This window comes from Pseudoxanthomonas suwonensis (assembly GCF_000972865.1).
GTDB classification, from domain to species: Bacteria; Pseudomonadota; Gammaproteobacteria; order Xanthomonadales; family Xanthomonadaceae; genus Pseudoxanthomonas; species Pseudoxanthomonas suwonensis_B.
The window spans coordinates 642,378-660,304 of sequence record NZ_CP011144.1 but is presented as its reverse complement, the minus strand read 5'-3'; the positions used below and the strand labels follow the sequence as shown (position 1 = coordinate 660,304).

The 17,927-nt window shown below is 70.2% G+C and carries 13 protein-coding genes; 7 read left to right on the top strand and 6 right to left on the bottom strand.

Features of this window, described 5'->3' with window-relative positions; translation table 11 throughout:
* The first annotated feature begins 48 nt into the window (after positions 1-48).
* The gene (locus tag WQ53_RS02875; protein ID WP_082113106.1) at positions 49-321 is read left to right on the top strand and encodes a hypothetical protein; all 273 of its coding nucleotides are present in this window, start codon (positions 49-51) and stop codon (positions 319-321) included.
* Positions 322-436: 115 nt separating this feature from the next.
* Here WQ53_RS02875 and WQ53_RS16960 read toward each other — a convergent pair whose 3' ends face one another.
* Positions 437-604 carry a hypothetical protein gene (locus WQ53_RS16960; protein WP_158497803.1) on the bottom strand — a complete coding sequence of 56 codons (168 nt, stop codon included), beginning with the start codon at positions 602-604 and terminating at the stop codon, positions 437-439.
* A 192-nt stretch (positions 605-796) separates the two neighbouring features.
* The gene (locus tag WQ53_RS02870) at positions 797-1,729 is read right to left on the bottom strand and encodes an SDR family oxidoreductase (protein ID WP_052630230.1); all 933 of its coding nucleotides are present in this window, start codon (positions 1,727-1,729) and stop codon (positions 797-799) included.
* 227 nt (positions 1,730-1,956) lie between these two features.
* Here WQ53_RS02870 and WQ53_RS02865 point away from each other — a divergent pair, with 227 nt between their 5' ends.
* The 3 genes from WQ53_RS02865 to WQ53_RS02855 all read left to right on the top strand — a co-directional run bounded on the left by WQ53_RS02865 (position 1,957) and on the right by WQ53_RS02855 (position 4,800).
* Positions 1,957-2,400 (top strand): MerR family transcriptional regulator, encoded by a 444-nt coding sequence (locus tag WQ53_RS02865; RefSeq protein ID WP_052630228.1) that lies wholly within the window; start codon positions 1,957-1,959, stop codon positions 2,398-2,400.
* A gap of 111 nt (positions 2,401-2,511) precedes the next feature.
* On the top strand, positions 2,512-3,174 hold the full coding sequence (locus WQ53_RS02860) for a type 1 glutamine amidotransferase domain-containing protein (protein WP_236685896.1): 663 nt from the start codon (positions 2,512-2,514) through the stop codon (positions 3,172-3,174).
* 195 nt (positions 3,175-3,369) lie between these two features.
* Complete coding sequence (locus WQ53_RS02855; RefSeq protein ID WP_052630223.1) at positions 3,370-4,800, top strand: MFS transporter; 1,431 nt, start codon at positions 3,370-3,372, stop codon at positions 4,798-4,800.
* A gap of 125 nt (positions 4,801-4,925) precedes the next feature.
* Here the strand turns inward: WQ53_RS02855 and WQ53_RS02850 are convergent, their stop codons facing one another.
* From WQ53_RS02850 to WQ53_RS02835, 4 genes are all read right to left on the bottom strand, one after another.
* Entirely contained in the window at positions 4,926-6,080 is a 1,155-nt protein-coding gene (locus WQ53_RS02850; RefSeq protein ID WP_052630221.1) for a Fic family protein, read from the bottom strand.
* 505 nt (positions 6,081-6,585) lie between these two features.
* A complete protein-coding gene (locus WQ53_RS02845; RefSeq protein ID WP_052630219.1) occupies positions 6,586-7,011 on the bottom strand; it encodes a hypothetical protein in 426 nt (141 codons plus the stop codon).
* Positions 7,012-7,138: 127 nt separating this feature from the next.
* The gene (locus WQ53_RS02840; RefSeq protein ID WP_052630217.1) at positions 7,139-7,567 is read right to left on the bottom strand and encodes a type II toxin-antitoxin system death-on-curing family toxin; all 429 of its coding nucleotides are present in this window, start codon (positions 7,565-7,567) and stop codon (positions 7,139-7,141) included.
* Between the two features lie 7 nt (positions 7,568-7,574).
* On the bottom strand, positions 7,575-7,796 hold the full coding sequence (locus WQ53_RS02835; protein WP_052630215.1) for an AbrB/MazE/SpoVT family DNA-binding domain-containing protein: 222 nt from the start codon (positions 7,794-7,796) through the stop codon (positions 7,575-7,577).
* 133 nt (positions 7,797-7,929) lie between these two features.
* Between WQ53_RS02835 and WQ53_RS02830 the strand changes: the two genes are divergently transcribed.
* From WQ53_RS02830 to WQ53_RS02820, 3 genes are all read left to right on the top strand, one after another.
* Positions 7,930-8,475, top strand: coding sequence for an HD domain-containing protein (locus tag WQ53_RS02830; RefSeq protein ID WP_201774039.1), 546 nt, complete (start codon positions 7,930-7,932; stop codon positions 8,473-8,475).
* A gap of 402 nt (positions 8,476-8,877) precedes the next feature.
* On the top strand, positions 8,878-17,592 hold the full coding sequence (locus WQ53_RS02825) for a glycoside hydrolase family 94 protein (RefSeq protein WP_144409205.1): 8,715 nt from the start codon (positions 8,878-8,880) through the stop codon (positions 17,590-17,592).
* Complete coding sequence (locus WQ53_RS02820) at positions 17,589-17,822, top strand: hypothetical protein (protein ID WP_052630211.1); 234 nt, start codon at positions 17,589-17,591, stop codon at positions 17,820-17,822. Before WQ53_RS02825 ends, WQ53_RS02820 begins: the two co-directional genes overlap by 4 nt.
* The last annotated feature ends 105 nt before the right edge of the window (positions 17,823-17,927 follow it).

The window sequence follows — 17,927 nt, the reverse complement described above, 5'->3', positions numbered from 1 at the left end:
GGGCAGGAAGCGCGGCAAGACACCGCCGAGCAGCGCCAGAACGATGCGCTGGAGGAGCGCCGCGGGAATCCGACGGCGGAGGAAACGCAGGTGCGTCGCGAACAGGGCGGCCATGACCGCCCGGTCGGAGCGGACCAGAAGCCGCATCCGCGGCCCGTGCCGGAGGATGGGAAGCAGGCGGCACAGGAGCGCGGCGGCGACGCGGCCCATTCCCATCCGAAGGCCGGCCTCGACCGCGAAGTCGGTGACCTGGAAGATCCGGATGCGCGGAAGGATGGCGCGCTGCCGGGGCGTGCCGGCGGTGGGCTGGCCGGCGGCTGAGGCAGCCCGGAAGGAGCGCCGGCAGTCCGCGCGCATCGCAAGCCGGTTGGCGCGGCCGGGATGAAGAAAGGCCCCCGGATGGGGGCCTTTGCGCACGTCGCGATACTGGAGCCGGTCAGCGCTGCTGGCCGCCTTGGCGTCCCTGCTGGTCCTGGTCCTTGCGGGTGTTCGGATCGTTCTGGTCGTCGTGCTGGCCCTGCTGGCCCGGCATGCGCTGGCCCTGGTCCTTCTGGCCCTGCTGGTCCTTGCGCTGCTGGTCGTTCTGGTTGTTGTTGTTCGGCATCTTCTTTCTCCAAATCCCCGATCCCATGCCGGGGTAGCAGCAGCATGGGCGCCGCAGCGGTAGATGGACGTCGAATCCCTGTGGAGCGGATGTTCGGCGAACGCGAAGACACGTTCACGAAGGGGACGCCGGTGGTTTTTACGCGTGCCGGCGACAATGGCGCATCTCCGTCAGGCGGTTGGGAGGGTGAAGTCAATTTCCGGATGCTTCCCGTCGAATCAGGTCGAGACCATCGCGATAGCTCGTCACCTCGAATCGCGGGAAACGGTGCTTGAACTTCGTGGAGTCGAACAGGGCGTCCTGTCCGTAGCGCGGAAGCAGTTCCCGGATCTCCCGCACCTGCGAGGAAAAGAGGCCCGCGGCGACCAGGGTCGATCTGCCAATGACGCTGTACGACACCGGCCTGCCGAAGGCTTCGCATGCCATCGCGACGAATTGCCGGTACGTCGGCCGATCGTCGCAGCAGGGCAGGTGCCAGGTCTGCCCGAATGCCTCGGGCGTGTTGCCGAGGGTCGCCAGCGCGCGGCTGGCATCGGGCGTCCAGATGAGCGTGCGCCGGACGTCGTCGCGCACCGGGACGCGCGGCTTCTTGCCGGCCTTGAGCTTGTCGATGACCAGCGCGTTGGTGAAGCTCTGGGTCTTCCCGGGGCCGTAGAACTCGGGGGCGCGGCCGATGAGGACGGGAATCTCGCCGCGCGCCATTTCCTCCAGCACCATCGTGGCCATCGTCGCGCGAACCCTGCCCTTGCGCCCGACCGGGGCGAACGGCGTTTCCTCCGTCTGCAGCCGGTCGTCCTGCGGGTACATGTAGGTGTTGTCGAAATAGACGAAGCTGGCGCCTGCCGCCCGGCAGGCGTCGAGCGCGTTCTTCAGCATCAGCGGGAACTGCGCCTCCCACAGGCGGGTGCGGGGTGGCAGGCCGGCGGTGAAGTAGACGACGCGGCTGCCCTTGACGGCCTCGGCGGTCTGCCTGGCATCGAGCAGGTCGGCCGATGCCAGGGTATCGGTGTCGTTGACCTTGCGCGGATTGCGACTGACCAGCCTCAGGTCGCTGGTGTGGCTGCGCCGCAGTTCGCGCGCCAATTCGATGGCGATCTGGCCGTTCGCGCCCAATATCGTCTGCATCCTGGTTCCTCGGTATTCGACACGCCGGCCCGCATCGCGCGCGGGCCGGCATCATTCCAGCCTGCCGCGATCAATCCTGCTGCAGGAACTCCGGCAGGTCGGCGTTGATCTGGTCGGCATGCATGGCATGAGATCCAACGCCCGGTCGTCCATACCTTGTCCTCCCGGGCGTTGCCGGACTGTATGCTTGAAGTTAACTTGAAGGTCAACGCATCCGGGTCCATGGCATGAAGATCGGGGAACTGGCGAAGCTGACCGGCCTCACGGCCTCGCGCATCCGCTTCTACGAGAGCACGGGCCTCATCCAGTCGGTGGCGCGCCGGGCCAATGGTTATCGCGACTATCCGCCGGAGACGGCGTCGGTGCTGGAGATCATCGACAGCGCCCAGCGCGCCGGTTTCTCGCTGGAGCAGATCCGCTACCTGCTGCCGGTCGGCGATGGTAGCTGGGACCATGGCGAGTTGCTGGTCGCCCTGAAAGCCAAGGTGGCCGAGATCGATGCGCTGCTGAAGCGCCTGAAGCAGAACAAGGCGCAGCTGCTGGTGGCCATCGACAGCATCGCCCGCCGGCCAGACGGCATCAGCTGCGCGGACAACAGGTCGCGTGTGCTGGATCAGCTGCGCGGCGAGGGCGTGGTGTCGTCGCGGCGCAAGCCGGCTCGTGGCCCATGACGCCATGTCCGCGGCCTTGACCTTCAAGTGCGGTTGAGCCCTAGGATGCGCGCCGGTACTTCATCGGCACGAACGGGAGTTGTCCGTCACATGGCCCGACGCATCCTGCACGTGGTCAGCAACGTATCCCACTACGCCGACCCGTCCGACCCGACCGGCCTGTGGCTGTCGGAACTGACCCATGCCTGGCACGTGTTCGACGCGCGCGGCTTCGAGCAGCGGCTGGTCAGCCCGAAGGGGGGCTTCACGCCGCTGGAACCGCGCGCGCTCAAGTGGCCGCTCGCCGATGCCTCGGCGAAGGCCTGGCTGCACGATCCCGCGCGCATGGCCTTGCTGGCGGATACCGCCAGGCCCGACGATATCGATCCGGCCAGCTTCGATGCCGTCTACTTCACCGGCGGGCACGCGGTGATGTGGGATTTCCCCGACGACCCGGGATTGCAGCGGATAACGCGCGAAATTTTCGAGCGCGGCGGCATCGTCTCGGCGGTCTGCCACGGCTATTGCGGCTTGTTGAACACCCGGCTGTCGGACGGCACCCTGCTGGTGGCGGGGCGGCGCGTCACCGGGTTCTCGTGGCGGGAAGAAGTCCTTGCCGGCGTGGCGAAGAAGATGCCCTACAACGCGGAGCAGGCGATGAAGGACCGCGGTGCCCGCTACGAAAGGGCGCTCCTCCCGTTCGTCCCGCATGTCGTTGTCGATGGCCGCCTGGTGACCGGACAGAACCCGCAATCGGCCAAGGCGACCGCGAGGCGCGTGGCGGAGTTGCTATAACAGCTTGGGATCGCAAGCGGGTGCAGTGAAGGCACCCGATTCCCGTTGCCTGCAGACATGGTGGCCGACGACGCGCTGCTGGTGGCGGCGGACCGGGCAGAAGCAATCCTTTGCGGCGGCCCCCACGGACGATGACGCGACACCGTTCACGCGCTTCCGGCGAGAATGGCGCCGCCGCGATACCGCCCTGGACCCGTGCGCCCCCAACGCCTCCTCCCCCTGATCGTCGCCACCGCCCTGTTCATCGAGAACATGGACTCCACGGCGATCGCCACCTCGCTGCCGCAGATCGCGGCGGACCTGGGGACCGAGCCGATCGCGCTGAAGCTGGCGCTGACCACCTACCTGGTGGCGCTGGCGGTGTTCATCCCGGTCAGTGGCTGGGTGGCGGACCGGTTCGGGGCGCGGCGGACCTTCGTCGGCGCGATCGCGGTGTTCCTGCTCGGTTCGCTGGGCTGCGCGGCCAGCGACGGGCTGGGGCAGCTGGTGGCCGGGCGCTTCGTGCAGGGCGTGGGCGGGGCGATGATGGTGCCGGTCGGGCGGCTGGTGCTGTTGCGCAGCATCGACAAGGCCGAGCTGGTGCGGGCGCTGAGCTGGCTGACGATCCCGGCCATGCTCGGGCCGATGCTGGGGCCGGTGCTGGGCGGGGCGATCACCACCTACGCGCACTGGCGCTTCATCTTCCTCATCAACCTGCCGATGGGCGCGCTGGGCATGTGGCTGGCCTGGCGGCACATCCCGGAGCTGCGCCAGGTGGTGGGGCCGCTGGACACGCGTGGCTTCCTGCTGTCGGCCGGCGGGCTGGCGCTGGCGATGTTCGGGCTGTCGGCGATCGGACGCGGGCTGGTGCCGGGCGCGGCCATCGCCGCCTGCGTGCTGGCCGGCGCCGGGCTGATGGCCGGCTACGTGCGGCATGCGCGCGTGCATCCGCATCCGCTGCTGCGGCTGGACCTGTTCCGGGTGCCGACCTTCCGCGCCGGGGTGCTGGGCGGTTCGCTGTTCCGCATCGGCATCGGCGCCACGCCGTTCCTGCTGCCGCTGATGCTGCAGCTGGGCTTCGGCCTCAACCCGCTGCAGTCGGGGCTGATCACCTTCACCTCCACCGCCGGGGCGATGGTGATGAAGACGGTGGCGCCGCGGATCCTGCACCGCTTCGGCTTCCGCCCGGTGCTGGTGTGGAACGGGCTGGTGGCGGCGCTGGCGATGTGCCTGTTCGGGCTGTTCCGCGCCGACACGCCGTACTGGCTGATGGTCGGCGTGCTGCTGGCCAGCGGCTGCCTGCGCTCCCTGCACTTCACCAGCATCAACGCGATCGCCTACGCCGACATCGACCAGGACCGCATGAGCCAGGCCAGCAGCCTGGCGGCCATGGCCCAGCAGGTGGCGCTGGCGCTGGGCGTGACCCTGGGCGGCTACGCGCTGAGCCTGGCCGGCACGCTCACCGGCCGCCCGGGCGACGACCCGCTCAACTTCACCTTCGCCTTCCTCAGCGTGGGGCTGATCTCGGCGATGTCGGTGTGGGAGATGCGCCGGCTGCCGCCCGACGCCGGTGCGGAGATGGCCGGCCACGCCGAGGCCGGGCGCGAGGTGGCCGAGCCGAGGGTGGAGGCGCGGCCGCAGGGGTGAGGGCCGTCAGGCCGGTCGCGGTTTGTAGAGTGGGGCTTGCCCCGCTGCCTTTGCGTCACGGGGTTGCACACGCATGGCGAGTAGCGGGACAAGCCCGGCTCTACGGGAACAGTCCGCCTCCTCGCTCAAGCTTCGTGAATGGGCAGAACAGCGGCGATGGCCGGTGCATTGATGACATAGCGAGTACTGCGCCCACCACCAGGCAGGCGCCGCAGGCAGCCTTTCTCCAGCAGGTCGGCCAGGTGGCGGGTGGCGGTGGCCTTGGAGACCTTGGCCACGGCCTGGTACTGGCGGGCGCTGATGCCATGTTCGAAATCGCCGTCGAGCAGGCGGTTGAGCACCTTGGCCTGTTCGGCGGACAGGGCCTGGTCGCGATGCTGCTGCCAGAAGCGCGTCCTGGCCAGCACGCCGTCGATGCGGTGCAGGGCCTGCACCAGGCTGTCGTGGAGGGTCTGCAGGAACCATTGCAGCCAGGCGGTAACGTCCAGTCCGCCCTTCTGGCTGGATTCGAGGATGCGGTAGTAGCCGGCGCGGTCGGCCAGGATGCTGGCGGACATGGCGTGGAAGCGGATCGCCTGCGGCTGGGCCTGGGCCAGGGCCAGGTCGGTGAGGGCGCGGGTCAGGCGACCGTTGCCGTCGTCGAACGGGTGCAGGGTGACGAACCAGAAGTGGGCGATGCCGGCTCGCAGCAGCGGATCCAGGGCGGCGTCTTCGCGTGAGCGGGAGAACCAGGCGAGGAATTCGTCGAGCCGGGCCTCCAGTCCTGCACGCGGCGGCGCCTCGAAGTGGACGGTGGGGCGGTCGATGCGGCCGGAGACGACCTGCATCGGTTCTTCGCCGCGAAGCATGCCGACGCGGATGCGCTCCGGCACCAGCCGGTCGCGATCGGGGAACAGCCAGCGATGCCATTGCAGTAGCCGCGGCAAGTCGAAGGGCGCGTCGGCATGGCCGGTGGCGTCGAGCATCAGTTCGGCCAGGCCTTCGCTGCGCGGCGTGGGGCGGCGTGGCGTTTCCTCGGCCAGCCCCAGGTGCCGCGCCAGCGAGGAGCGGACCGATGCGGCATCCAGGCGCTCACCCTCGATCGCCGACGAAGTGATGATGTTGGACAGCAGGGTGTCCAGCGCTTCCTCGGCCTGCTGATCGCTGGCGACCAGGCCCGCCATGCCGAGCAACTGGCCCTGGGCCTGCTGGCAGGCGCGCAGCAGCGGGGCCAGTGCGTCGGCTTGCCAGGTGAACCGGGGCCAATCCTGGTGCTGCCAGATCCAGTGGGGGGCGGTCATCCGAGTACCCTGTCGATGACGTGAGCCGAATAACAGGGCTATTCGGCTCATTATATGAGCCGAATATAGACTGTATTCGGCTCATGCGCGAGCTTTGGCAAGACTGTCTCGGCCGCGGCCCGATGCCGGCGTGGAGATGGCCGGCGGCCATTCGGGGCTGGCCGCGAGGTGGCCGAGCCGAAGGTGGCGGCGCGGCCGCAGGGTGAGGGGCCTGCCTGGTCTAGAGCAGCCACATCTGGCCGAAGGCCGGTTGCGCCGGCTGGCTCCAGTAGTCGAACGCGGACTGCGGGTCGTCCCGTTTGCTGTGTGGCGGCAACTTGAAGCGTCGCCATGGATGCAGGGCCGCATCGTTGCCGATACCGACCTGCAGTCCGTGCGGCAGCGGTATCTGGGTGGTGCTGCGCCGTCGCGCCCGTCGCCGGCAACAGCGGCACCAGGAGGGCGAGATCAGGAGATGCTCGGCGATGGCCCGGGTGCGGTGATCGAAGCGTATGGCCAGCCAATGCTAGGCGGACGCCTCGCAATGGTAGGGATCGGGCATTTCCGCAGGCACGCCTTCCGAGCTCTCCGCGGCCTCGATGAGCGAAAGCGGATGCTCGCCGCCATCGGCCACGAGGCGTTCCAGCAGCGAGGTCTTTCCAGGTTCGGCCAGATCGAGCCGGCTGGCCTTGCGCAGCGTGCGGCCATGACGATTGGCGATGCGACGCAGGTGGGCAAGGAGCCTGCCGGCGTCCTCTTCGCTATCCGGATCGAGGTCGCGTCCGCACGATGCACCGAGTTCGTGGAGGGCGAGGAAGATCTCGCCCTCCAGGTCTTCCTGCGACCACAGCCCCTGCGAGTCGACCACGATCCATCGCAAGGCGTCGGCGTGGCGTTGGGTGAAGCGGGTGATCGGCGCATCTTCCGCCGCCATCCGGTCATCGCTGTGCATCGGGCGAGTATCGGGTGCCCGTGTTGCGGACCGATTGCATGGGACTCGCGTTGTCCCGACGAGTGAAAGGCGGCGCGTTGCCGGCGTGCTGGTACACCAGATTGCCGGTTCCCGCGTAGCCGCGTGTTCAGCGGCGGTATCCCGCCCGCTTCTCCTGCACCTTGCCGCCATGCGCCGTGACCATCCGCGGGCGCAGCCAGTCGGCGAAAGCGGTTTCGTCCAGGCTGCCCTCGGCCAGGGCGATCATCTGCACGTACATCTCGTCCAGGCCGGCGTCGAGGCGGACGTCGTTGAGGATGAGGAACACGTAGTAGCAGACATGCGCGGTGCGCTTGTTGCCGTCCACGAACGGGTGGTTGCGGGCCAGTCCGTAGGCGAGGCTGGCCGCCAGCGCGGCCAGGTCCGGGGGTGGATCGCCGTACGCGAACAACTGCTGTGGCCGCGCCAGCGCCGATTCGAGCAACGCTTCGTCGCGCACACCGATGCCGCCGCCGTGTTCCGCCAGTTGCCGCTCATGGATGGCCAGCGCCAGTGGCCGCTCGATCCAGACGATCATGGCGCGCTCACTGGGCCAGCTTGCGCAGCAGGTCGCGGTGTTCGCGCATGACCTGTTCGGCCACTTCCATCTGCGCGGCCAGCGTCGGGTCGTAGGTGGTCAGGCGCACACCGTCGGGAGTTTCCACTGCGAACAGCTCGTCGCCCTTGTCCACGCGCAAACGGGCCAGCAGCTCCTTGGGCAGGATGACGCCGGCGGAATTGCCGATTGTGGTGATCTTGAGCTTCATGGCGGCGGGCCAGTTGTTATAACGATGGTTATATTGAGCCTGTCTGTCGCTCAAGGCAAGGCCACTGGGCAGGACCTTCTACCCGGTGTCTTTGCTTCTCGGCGCCTGAGACGCTGGCGCGAGAAACTCTTCCCTGACACCTCAAGGGGACCGTCATGAACGCAATGGACGCCGCATTGCCCGCGTCATCGATGCCATCGCCTTCGCCGCCCATGCCCACCGCAGGCAGCGGCGCAAGGATGACGAGGCCACGCCGTACATCAGCCACCCGGTCGCGCTGGTCCACATCCTGTCGGTGGAGGCGGGCGTGGAAGACATCGACGTCCTGTGCGCGGCGGCGTTGCACGACTACCTGGAGGACTGCTGCGGGCAGGATGGGCAGCCGACGCTGGAGCAGGGGCGGGCGCTGCTGTGCGAGCGCTTCGGCGCGGGCGTGCTGGCGCTGGTGGAGGCGGTGACCGACGACAAGGCCCTGCCCAAGGCCGAGCGCAAGCGCCTGCAGGTGGAGCACGCCGCGCACATTCCCGAGGGCGCGCGGCTGATCAAGCTGGCCGACAAGACCGCCAACCTGCGCGACATCGCCGCCTGCCCGCCCGCCGACTGGCCGCTGTTCCGGCGCCGCGAGTATTTCGACTGGGCGGCGCAGGTGGTGGCGCGGTTGCGGGGTACCCATGCATGACTGGAGGCGCTGTTCGACCACGCTGCGCAGGCCCGCCCTTTGTAGGAGCGGGCATGACCGCGACACCGACGCCATCGGCACGGGCGACACCCTCGCGATTCCGACGCCCTGGTCGCGCCCTGAAGTGCGCTCCTACAGAAAACCCCGCGCCGCGGCTGTTGTAGGAGCGGTGCATGACCGCGACACCGACGCCATCGGCACAGGCGACACCCTCGCGATTCCGACGCCCGTGTCGCGGTCTGATGCCCGCTCCTACAGAAAGCTGTGCGTCCCGGTCCCGGTCCCGGTCCCGGTTCGCGGGCGCTCCAGTTTTAGCGGGCGTGACGCCTATTCACACGCCCCTCCGCCCCGGGTGCAAGGATGGGGCCCGAGGCAGTTGCCTGGCCCCCCACCGGACACGACATGCCCCAGGTACGACGGATCTTCGGTCGCTGGTTGCGCCTGCGCCGGCGTCTGTGGCGCGTGTGGCGCACGCGCCGCGCGGCGCGGCGCAAGGGGCTGCCGGCCGAGGCGCTGCTGCGCGCGCAGCTGTTCAACGTGGAGCAGATGGAGCTGCACGGCCGGGCGCTGGCGCGCTCGCACCACGTGCAGGCGCGGCCGGTGCCCGAGCGGTTGCTGGAGCGGCTGCAGGAGAACGAACGCCTGCTCGACGACGCCTGCACCCTGCTGACACGGATGGTGCAGGACGAGATGCGCATCGCCCCGGCCGGCGAATGGCTGCTGGACAACTACTACCTGGTCCAGGAGCAGATCCACACCGCGCGCCGGCACCTGCCGCGCGGCTACAGCCGCCAGCTGCCGTCGCTGAGCCAGGGGCTGTCGGCCGGGCTGCCGCGGGTCTACGACCTGTCGATGCAGGCGATCGCCCACGGCGACGGCCGGATCGACGCGGAAGCCATCAGCCGCTTCGTCGCGGCCTACCAGCAAGTCGCGCCGCTCAAGCTCGGCGAGCTGTGGGCGGTGCCGATCATGCTGAGGCTGGCGCTGATCGAAAACCTGCGGCGCCTGGCGGTGGGCGTGATGCGCGACGGCGTCGACCGCCGCCTGGCCAGCGTGTGGGCCGAGGCGCTGAACCGAACCGCCAGCGACAGTCCCAAGGACGTGGTCCTGGTGGTCGCCGACATGGCGCGTTCGGAGCCGCCGCTGAGCGGCGCGTTCGTCGCCGAGCTGACCCGCGCGCTGCAGGGGCAGGGCGCGGCGCTGGCGATGCCGCTGACCTGGCTGGACCAGTGGGCTGCCGACGGCGGCCACCGCATCGAGGAGTTGATCCACCTGGAAAGCCAGCAGCAGGCGGCCGACCAGGTCTCGATCAGCAACAGCATCGGCAGCCTGCGCTTCCTGGGCACCATGGACTGGCGCGAGTTCGTCGAGGCCATGAGCGTGGTCGAGTACCGGCTGCGCGAGGATCCGGCCGACACCTACGCGCGGATGGATTTCAGCACCCGCGATTCCTACCGGCACGTGGTCGAGAAGATCGCCCGCCGCAGCGGCGCCAGCGAGGAGGAGGTGGCCGGGGTCGCGCTGGGATTGGCGCAGGCGGCGGCGCAGCGCGATCCGCAGGGGCGCGAGGCGCACGTGGGCTACTACCTGGTGGACCGCGGGGTGGCGCGGACCGAGGCCGACGTGGCCGCGCTGGCGCCGGGCTACCGTGCCGCGCGCCTGCCGGCTCGGCAGGTGCCGCTGTGGGCCTACCTGCTGCCGATCGCGGTGATCGTCGCCCTGAGCAGCTGGGGCCTGCTCGCGTCCGGGACCGGCGCGCTGCCGCCGTGGCTGCCGGCGGCGCTGGCAGTGCTGGTGTTCAGCGAGCTGGGCATCGCCCTGGTCAACTGGACGGCGACGCTGCGGGTCGCTCCAAAGCCGCTGCCGCGCATGGATTTCTCGCGCGGCATCCCCGACGGGTTCCGCACCCTGGTGGTGGTGCCGAGCATGCTCTCGGGCATCGAGGCGGTGGATGCGCTGGTCGAGGGACTGGAGGTGCGCTTCCTCGCCAACCGCGACCGCCAGCTGCATTTCGCCCTGCTCACCGATTTCCTCGATGCCGACCAGCAGGTGCTGCCCGGCGACGAGGCGCTGCTGGCGCATGCGGCCTGGCAGATCGAACGGCTCAACGGCCGCTACGCGCCGGAAAGTGGCGACCGCTTCTTCCTGTTCCACCGGGCGCGCGAATGGAATCCGCGCGAGCGGACGTGGATGGGCCACGAGCGCAAGCGCGGCAAGCTGGCGGCGCTGAACCGGCTGCTGCGCGGCGGCGATGGCGGGTTCATGCACGTGGTCGGGCGGACCGATGCACTGGCCCAGGTGCGCTATGTGATCACCCTGGACACCGATACCCGCCTGCCGCGCGACGCGGCGCGCGAGTTCGTCGCCACCCTGGCCCATCCGCTCAACCGGCCGCATTTCGACGTGCGGCGGCGGCGGGTGGTGGACGGCTACGGCATCCTCCAGCCCAGCGTGGGCACCAGCCTGGGCGGTCGCCGCAGCTCGCGCTATGCGCGCCTGTTCGGCAGCGAGCCGGGGATCGATCCTTACACGCGCACCGTGTCCGACGTGTACCAGGACCTGTTCGGCGAGGGGTCGTTCGTCGGCAAGGGCATCTACGACGTGGACGCGTTCGAGTACGCGCTGGCCGACCGCTTCCCGGACAACCGCATCCTCAGCCACGACCTGCTGGAGGGCTGCTACGCGCGCGCCGGGCTGGTCAGCGACGTGCGCCTGTTCGAGGACTATCCCGAGCGCTACGCGGTCGACGTCAAGCGCCGCCACCGCTGGATCCGCGGCGACTGGCAGCTGCTGCCGTGGCTGCTGCCGTGGGTGCCGCGCCGCGGAGGCGGCTTCGAGCGCAACCCACTGAACTGGCTCTCGCGCGGCAAGTTGCTGGACAACCTGCGCCGCAGCCTGGTGCCGCCGGCCGCCACCGCGTTGCTGCTGCTGGGCTGGGTGTATTCGCCGCGGCCGCTGGCCTGGACGGCGTGGGTGCTGGCGCTGTGGTTGCTGCCGGTGCTGCTGCCGGCGCTGCGCAATGTGTTCGCGGTGCCGGTGGACATGCCGCTGGAAGCCCACCTGGCGCAGGTGGCGAAGGCCGGCTTGCGCCAGTTGGAACGCGCCGCGGTCAGCCTGGCCTGCCTGCCGTACGAGGCCTCGCTGAGCCTGGGCGCGATCGCGCGCACGCTGTGGCGGCTGCTGCTCAGCCGCCGCCACCTGCTGCAGTGGAATCCGTCCAGCGAAGTGGAGCGTAGCCTGGGCGGCGACCGCGGCGCGGAGTGGCGCGGCATGGCGCTGGCGCCGCTGTTCGCGGTCGGCGTGGCGGTGCTGCTGTCCGTGGTGCGGCCGGCGTCGCTGCCGGTGGCGATGTCGTTGCTGCTGCTGTGGCTGCTGTCGCCGGGGCTGATGGCCTGGCTGGGCCGGCCGCCGCAGACGCACGGCGCGGACCTGTCCGCGGCGCAACGCACGTTCCTCGGCCGGCTGGCGCGACGCACCTGGGCGTTCTTCGAGACCTGGGTGCGCGCCGAGGACCACTGGCTGCCGCCGGACAACATCCAGGAGCATCCGGCGCTGGTGGTGGCGCGGCGCACCTCGCCGACCAACATCGGCCTGTCGCTGCTGGCCAATGTGTCGGCCTGGGACTTCGGCTACCTGCAGGCGGGCGGGGTGATGGAACGCACCCAGCGGGTGTTCGCCACGCTGGAGGAGCTGCCGCGCCACCGCGGCCACTTCTACAACTGGTACGACACCGAGACCCTGCAACCGCTGCCGCCGCACTACGTCTCCACGGTGGACAGCGGCAACCTGGCCGGCCACCTGCTGACCCTGCGCCAGGGGCTGCTGGCACTGGCCGACGCGCCGATACTGGCGCCGCACACCTTCGACGGCCTGGCCGACACCCTGGGCGTGCTGGAAGAGGCGTTGGAGGAAGGTGAAGCGGCGGCGGCGCCGCAGGGCGATGCGTTGCCCACGGCACTGGCCGCATTCCGCGCCGCGCTGACACCGGCGCTGGTGCAAGCGCCGGCCACGCCGGGCGAGGCCGGGCGCGTTCTGGCGGAGTTGCTGCGGCATGCCGATGCGATCCTCGCCGCGTGGCCGGACCCGGCAGTCGAGGGCCAGCCGCACTGGCCCGTCGCGCTGCGCGAGGCCTGCCGGTCCGCGCATGACGAGTTGCTGTTCCTGATGCCCGACTTGACGACGACCGATGACGCCGGCACGGACGGATTCGGCTACATCCCGACGCTGCGCGAGCTGCACGCCCGCGCACCGCAGTCGCCGGCCGGGATGCGGGCGCGCGAGCGCATCCACCAGCTGGAACGGCTGGCGCACGTGGCCGGCCAGTTCTCGCTGATGGACTACGAGTTCCTGTACGACCGCGCGCGCCACCTGCTGGCGATCGGCTACAACCTGGAAGAGCACCGCCTGGACAGCGGCTACTACGACCTGCTCGCCTCCGAGGCACGGCTGTGCACGTTCGTGGCCATCGCCCAGGGGCAGCTGCCGCAGGAAAGCTGGTTCGCGCTCGGGCGCCTGCTGACCGAGGTCAACGGCTACGCCACGCTGCTGTCGTGGAGCGGCTCGATGTTCGAGTACCTGATGCCGCAGCTGGTGATGCCCAGCTATCCGGACACGCTGCTCGACCAGACCTCGCGCCACGCGGTCGAGGCGCAGATCCTGCACGGCCGCAGCCTGGCCGTGCCGTGGGGCATCTCCGAGTCCGGCTACAACGCCGTGGACACGCGCATGAACTACCAGTACCGCGCGTTCGGCGTGCCCGGGCTCGGGCTCAAGCGCGGCCTCGGCCAGGACGTGGTGATCGCGCCCTACGCCAGCATGATGGCGCTGATGGTGGCGCCGGAGGCGGCCTGCCAGAACCTGCAGCGGCTGTCGGCGCTGGGATTTGCCGGCGACTTCGGCATGTACGAGGCGATCGACTACACCCCGGCGCGGGTACCGCCCGGGCAGGACTACGTGCTGATCCGCTCGTTCATGGCCCACCACCAGGGCATGGGCTTCCTGGCGCTGGACTACCTGTTGCGCCAGCAGCCGATGCAGCGCCGCTTCGTCGCCGACGCCGAGTTCCAGGCCACGCTGCTGCTGCTGCAGGAGCGCATCCCGCAGACCGGCGTGTTCCATCCGCACGAGGCCGAGACCCTGGGCGCGCGCGCGTCCTCCGGCGAGACCGAGACCCAGCTGCGGATCCTGCGCAACCCGTCCACCGCGCGCCCGGAAGTGCAGCTGCTGTCCAACGGCCGCTACCACGGCCTGCTCACCCACGCCGGCGGCGGCTACAGCCGCCACCGCGACATGGCCACCACGCGCTGGCGCGAGGACGGCACCCGCGACCACTGGGGCACGTTCTGCTACCTGCGCGACGTGGAGAGCGGCGAGTTCTGGTCCGCCGCGCTGCAGCCCACCGGCGTACCGATGGACCAGTACGAGGCGATCTTCTCCGACGCCAAGGCCGAGTTCCGCGGCAGCAAGCGCGGCTACGAAAGCCACCTGGAGATCGCGATCTCGGCCGAGGACGACATCGAGCTGCGCCGGCTGCGCCTGAGCAACCGCAGCCGGCGCGCGCGCGCCATCGAGATCACCACCTACGCCGAGGTGGTGCTGGCGCCGGCGATCGCCGACGAGGCGCACCCGGCCTTCAGCAACCTGTTCGTGCAGACCGAGATCGTGCGCCCGAAGCAGGCGCTGCTGTGCACACGCCGCCCGCGCGCGCACGACGAAGTGCCGCCGTGGATGTTCCACCTGATCGCGGTGCACGACGCCGACATCACTGCGATCTCCTACGAGACCGACCGCGCGCGCTTCCTCGGCCGCGGCAACACCCCGCGTGCGCCGCGCGCGCTGGCCGAAGACGAGGCGCTATCGGATTCCGACGGCTCGGTGCTCGACCCGGTGGTGGCGATTCGCTGCCGGATCGAACTGGCGCCGGAACAGACCGCGATGATCGACATGGTCTACGGCGTGGGCATCGATCGCGAGGCCTGCGCCGGGCTGGTCGACAAGTACCGCGACCGGCGCCTGGCCGACCGCGTGTTCGACCTGGCCTGGACCCACAGCCAGGTGGTGCGGCGCCAGATCAACGCCACCCAGGCCGAGGCCCAGCTGTACGAGCGCCTGGCCGGGCTGATGGTCTATGCGCACCCGCTGCTGCGCGCCGACACCGAGGTGCTGCTGCAGAACCAGCGCGGGCAGTCGGGGCTGTGGGGCCACGCGATCTCCGGCGACCTGCCGATCGTGCTGCTGAAGATCACCGATTCGGAGAACATCGAGCTGGTCCGGCAGATGGTGCAGGCGCACGCGTACTGGCGCCTGAAGGGCCTGCGCACCGACCTGGTGATCTGGAACGAGAGCAAGAGCGGCTACCGGCAGCAGCTGCAGGACCAGATCCTGGGCATGGTCTCGGCCGACCCGGAGTCCAACATCCTCGACCGGCCCGGCGGCATCTTCGTGCGCCCGGCGCAGCTGATGTCGCAGGAGGACCGCATCCTGCTGCAGTCGGTGGCGCGGGCGATCATCAGCGACGAGCAAGGTACGTTGGCCGCGCAGGTCGGCCGCCACGTGCCCGCCGAGCGGGCCGTCCCCGCGCTGCTGCCCGATGGCGCACCGGTGGCAGCGACGGAGGCACCACTGCCGGCGTTGCCTGACGGACTGCCGCCACCGGCGCCGGACGGATCCGATGGCGACGATCCCTGGCCGTTCCTGCCGCTGGCCGAGGGCACGCTGTTCGACAACGGCCTGGGCGCCTTCACCGCCGACGGCCGCGAGTACGTGGTGGTGTCGCGCGAAGGCGCGCCGACCCCGGCGCCGTGGTCCAACGTGATGGCCAATGCGCGGCTGGGCACGGTGGTCAGCGAAAGCTCGCCGGGCTACACCTGGTTCGAGAACGCGCACGAGTTCCGCCTGACCCCGTGGCACAACGATCCGGTGTCCGATACCGGCGGCGAGGCGTTCTACCTGCGCGACGAGGAGAGTGGTCGGACCTGGTCGCCGATGCCGCTGCCGCGCCGCGGCCACGGCGACTACCGCACCCGACACGGCTTCGGCTACACGGTCTACGAGCACTTCGAGGACGGCATCGCCAGCGAACTGTGGGTGTACGTGGCGGTCGAGGACGCGGTGAAGTTCTCGGTGCTGCGCCTGCGCAACCTGTCGGGCCGGCCGCGGCGGCTGTCGGCCACCGGTTACGTCGAGTGGGTGCTGGGCGACCTGCGCGCGAAGTCGCAGATGCACGTGGTCAGCGAACTGGACCCGGGCACCGGTGCGTTGACCGCGCGCAATCCGTACAACACCGAGTTCGGCGGGCGCGTCGCGTTCTTCGACACCGACGCCACCGGCTGCAGCCACACCGCCGACCGCACCGAGTTCCTCGGCCGCAACGGCGGCCTGGACGATCCGGCGGCGTTGCGCCGCGAGCGGCTGTCCGGGCGGATCGGGGTCGGCCTGGATCCGTGCGCGGCGATCCAGGTGCCGCTGGCGCTGGCCGACGGGCAGGACCAGGAGATCGTGTTCCGCCTGGGCGTGGGCAAGGACCCGGGCGAGGCCCTGGAACTGGCGCAGCGGGTCTGCGGCGCGCAGCGCGCGCACGATGCGCTGGATGCGGTGCGCGTGCACTGGCGTGGCCTGCTGTCGACGGTGCAGGTGAGCACGCCCGATCCGGCGGTCGACGCGCTGGCCAACGGCTGGCTGGTCTACCAGACCCTGGCCTGCCGCTACGTGGCGCGCAGCGGCTACTACCAGTCCGGCGGCGCGTTCGGCTTCCGCGACCAGTTGCAGGACACCATGGCCACGGTGCATGCCAGGCCGGAGCTGATGCGCGAGCACCTGCTGCTGTGCGCCGCCCACCAGTTCCCGCAGGGCGACGTGATGCACTGGTGGCATCCGCCGCAGGGCCGCGGCGTGCGCACGCGCTGTTCGGACGACTACCTGTGGCTGCCGCTGGCGGCCTGCCGCTACCTGGAAGTCACCGGCGATGCCGGCGTGTTGGACGAAGTGGTGGGCTTCGTCGACGGGCGCCCGGTGAATCCCGACGAGGAAGGCTATTACGACATGCCGGTGCCCTCGTACCTGCGCGAGCCGTTCTACCGGCACTGCGTGCTGGCGTTGCAGCGCGGCTGCAGCCTGCTCGGCGAGCGCGGCCTGCCGCTGATCGCCACCGGCGACTGGAACGACGGCATGAACCGGGTGGGCGAGGCCGGTCGCGGCGAAAGCGTCTGGCTGGGGTTTTTCCTGTACGACGTCCTGCAGCGGTTCGGTGGCGTGGCACAGGGGCGGGGCGATGCCGCCTTCGCCGCCTGGTGCGGCGAGCAGGCCGGGCAGTTGCGCGCCAACCTGGAGGCCCACGCCTGGGACGGCCAGTGGTACCGGCGTGCATGGTTCGACGACGGCACGCCGCTGGGTTCCACCCAGAGCGACGAATGCCGGATCGATTCGATCTCGCAGAGCTGGTCGGTGCTGTCGGGCGCGGCGGAGCCCGAACGCGCACGGCAGGCGCTGGATTCGCTGTACGCGCACCTGGTGCGGCCGGAGGCGGGCCTGATCCAGCTGCTGGACCCGCCATTCGACAAGACGCCCAAGGACCCGGGCTACATCCGCGGCTACGTGCCGGGCGTGCGCGAGAACGGCGGCCAGTACACGCATGCCGCGGTATGGGCGGCGATGGCCTTCGCCCACCAGGGCGACGCGGCGCGCGCCTGGGAACTGGCGCGGATGATCAACCCGGTCAACCACGCCCGCGACGCCGAGGCGGCGGCGGTCTACAAGGTCGAACCCTACGTGCTGGCCGCCGACGTGTATGCGGTGGCACCGCACGTCGGGCGTGGCGGCTGGACCTGGTACACCGGTTCGGCGGGCTGGATGTACCGGTTGCTGGTCGAGTCGCTGCTCGGCCTGCGGCGCACCGGCGACCGCCTGGCGCTGAAGCCGTGCCTGCCCGCCGAGTGGGACCGCTACGAGCTGCGGTACCGCCATGGCGGCAGCGTCTACCTGATCGAGGTGACGCAGAGCGACGCCGGGCCAGCGGGCCTGCGGCTCGATGGCCGGGAACAGCCGGGCCTGGATTTCCCTCTGGTCGACGACGGTGCCGTCCACCGGGTCCAGGCCTGCTGGCCGCGAAGCGCGGCATGAGCGGGCGCCGGCAGCTGGATGCCGAAATCGAGCGGCTGGCGCGGATGCTGCCGCCGTGGCTGGCGCGGCTGCGCCATCCGGCGCAGTTCTGGCCGCAGTTCGATGCGCTGGCGCGGGAGATCCTGGAGCAGGCCGACGTCGACCAGCGGCCATACGTGCTGCAACGCTTGCAGGACATGCTGGAGGAGAACGGGATCGCATTGCCGCGCGCCGGCCGCCCGCTGTCCTAGACGACGGTGCTGCCCGGACTGCCGCATCGCGGCTCCGGGTCATGCCCCGTTGTCGGGCACGGGCCGCGCATGGAGTAGCATGGCTACCGCAGACATCTGTTCTGC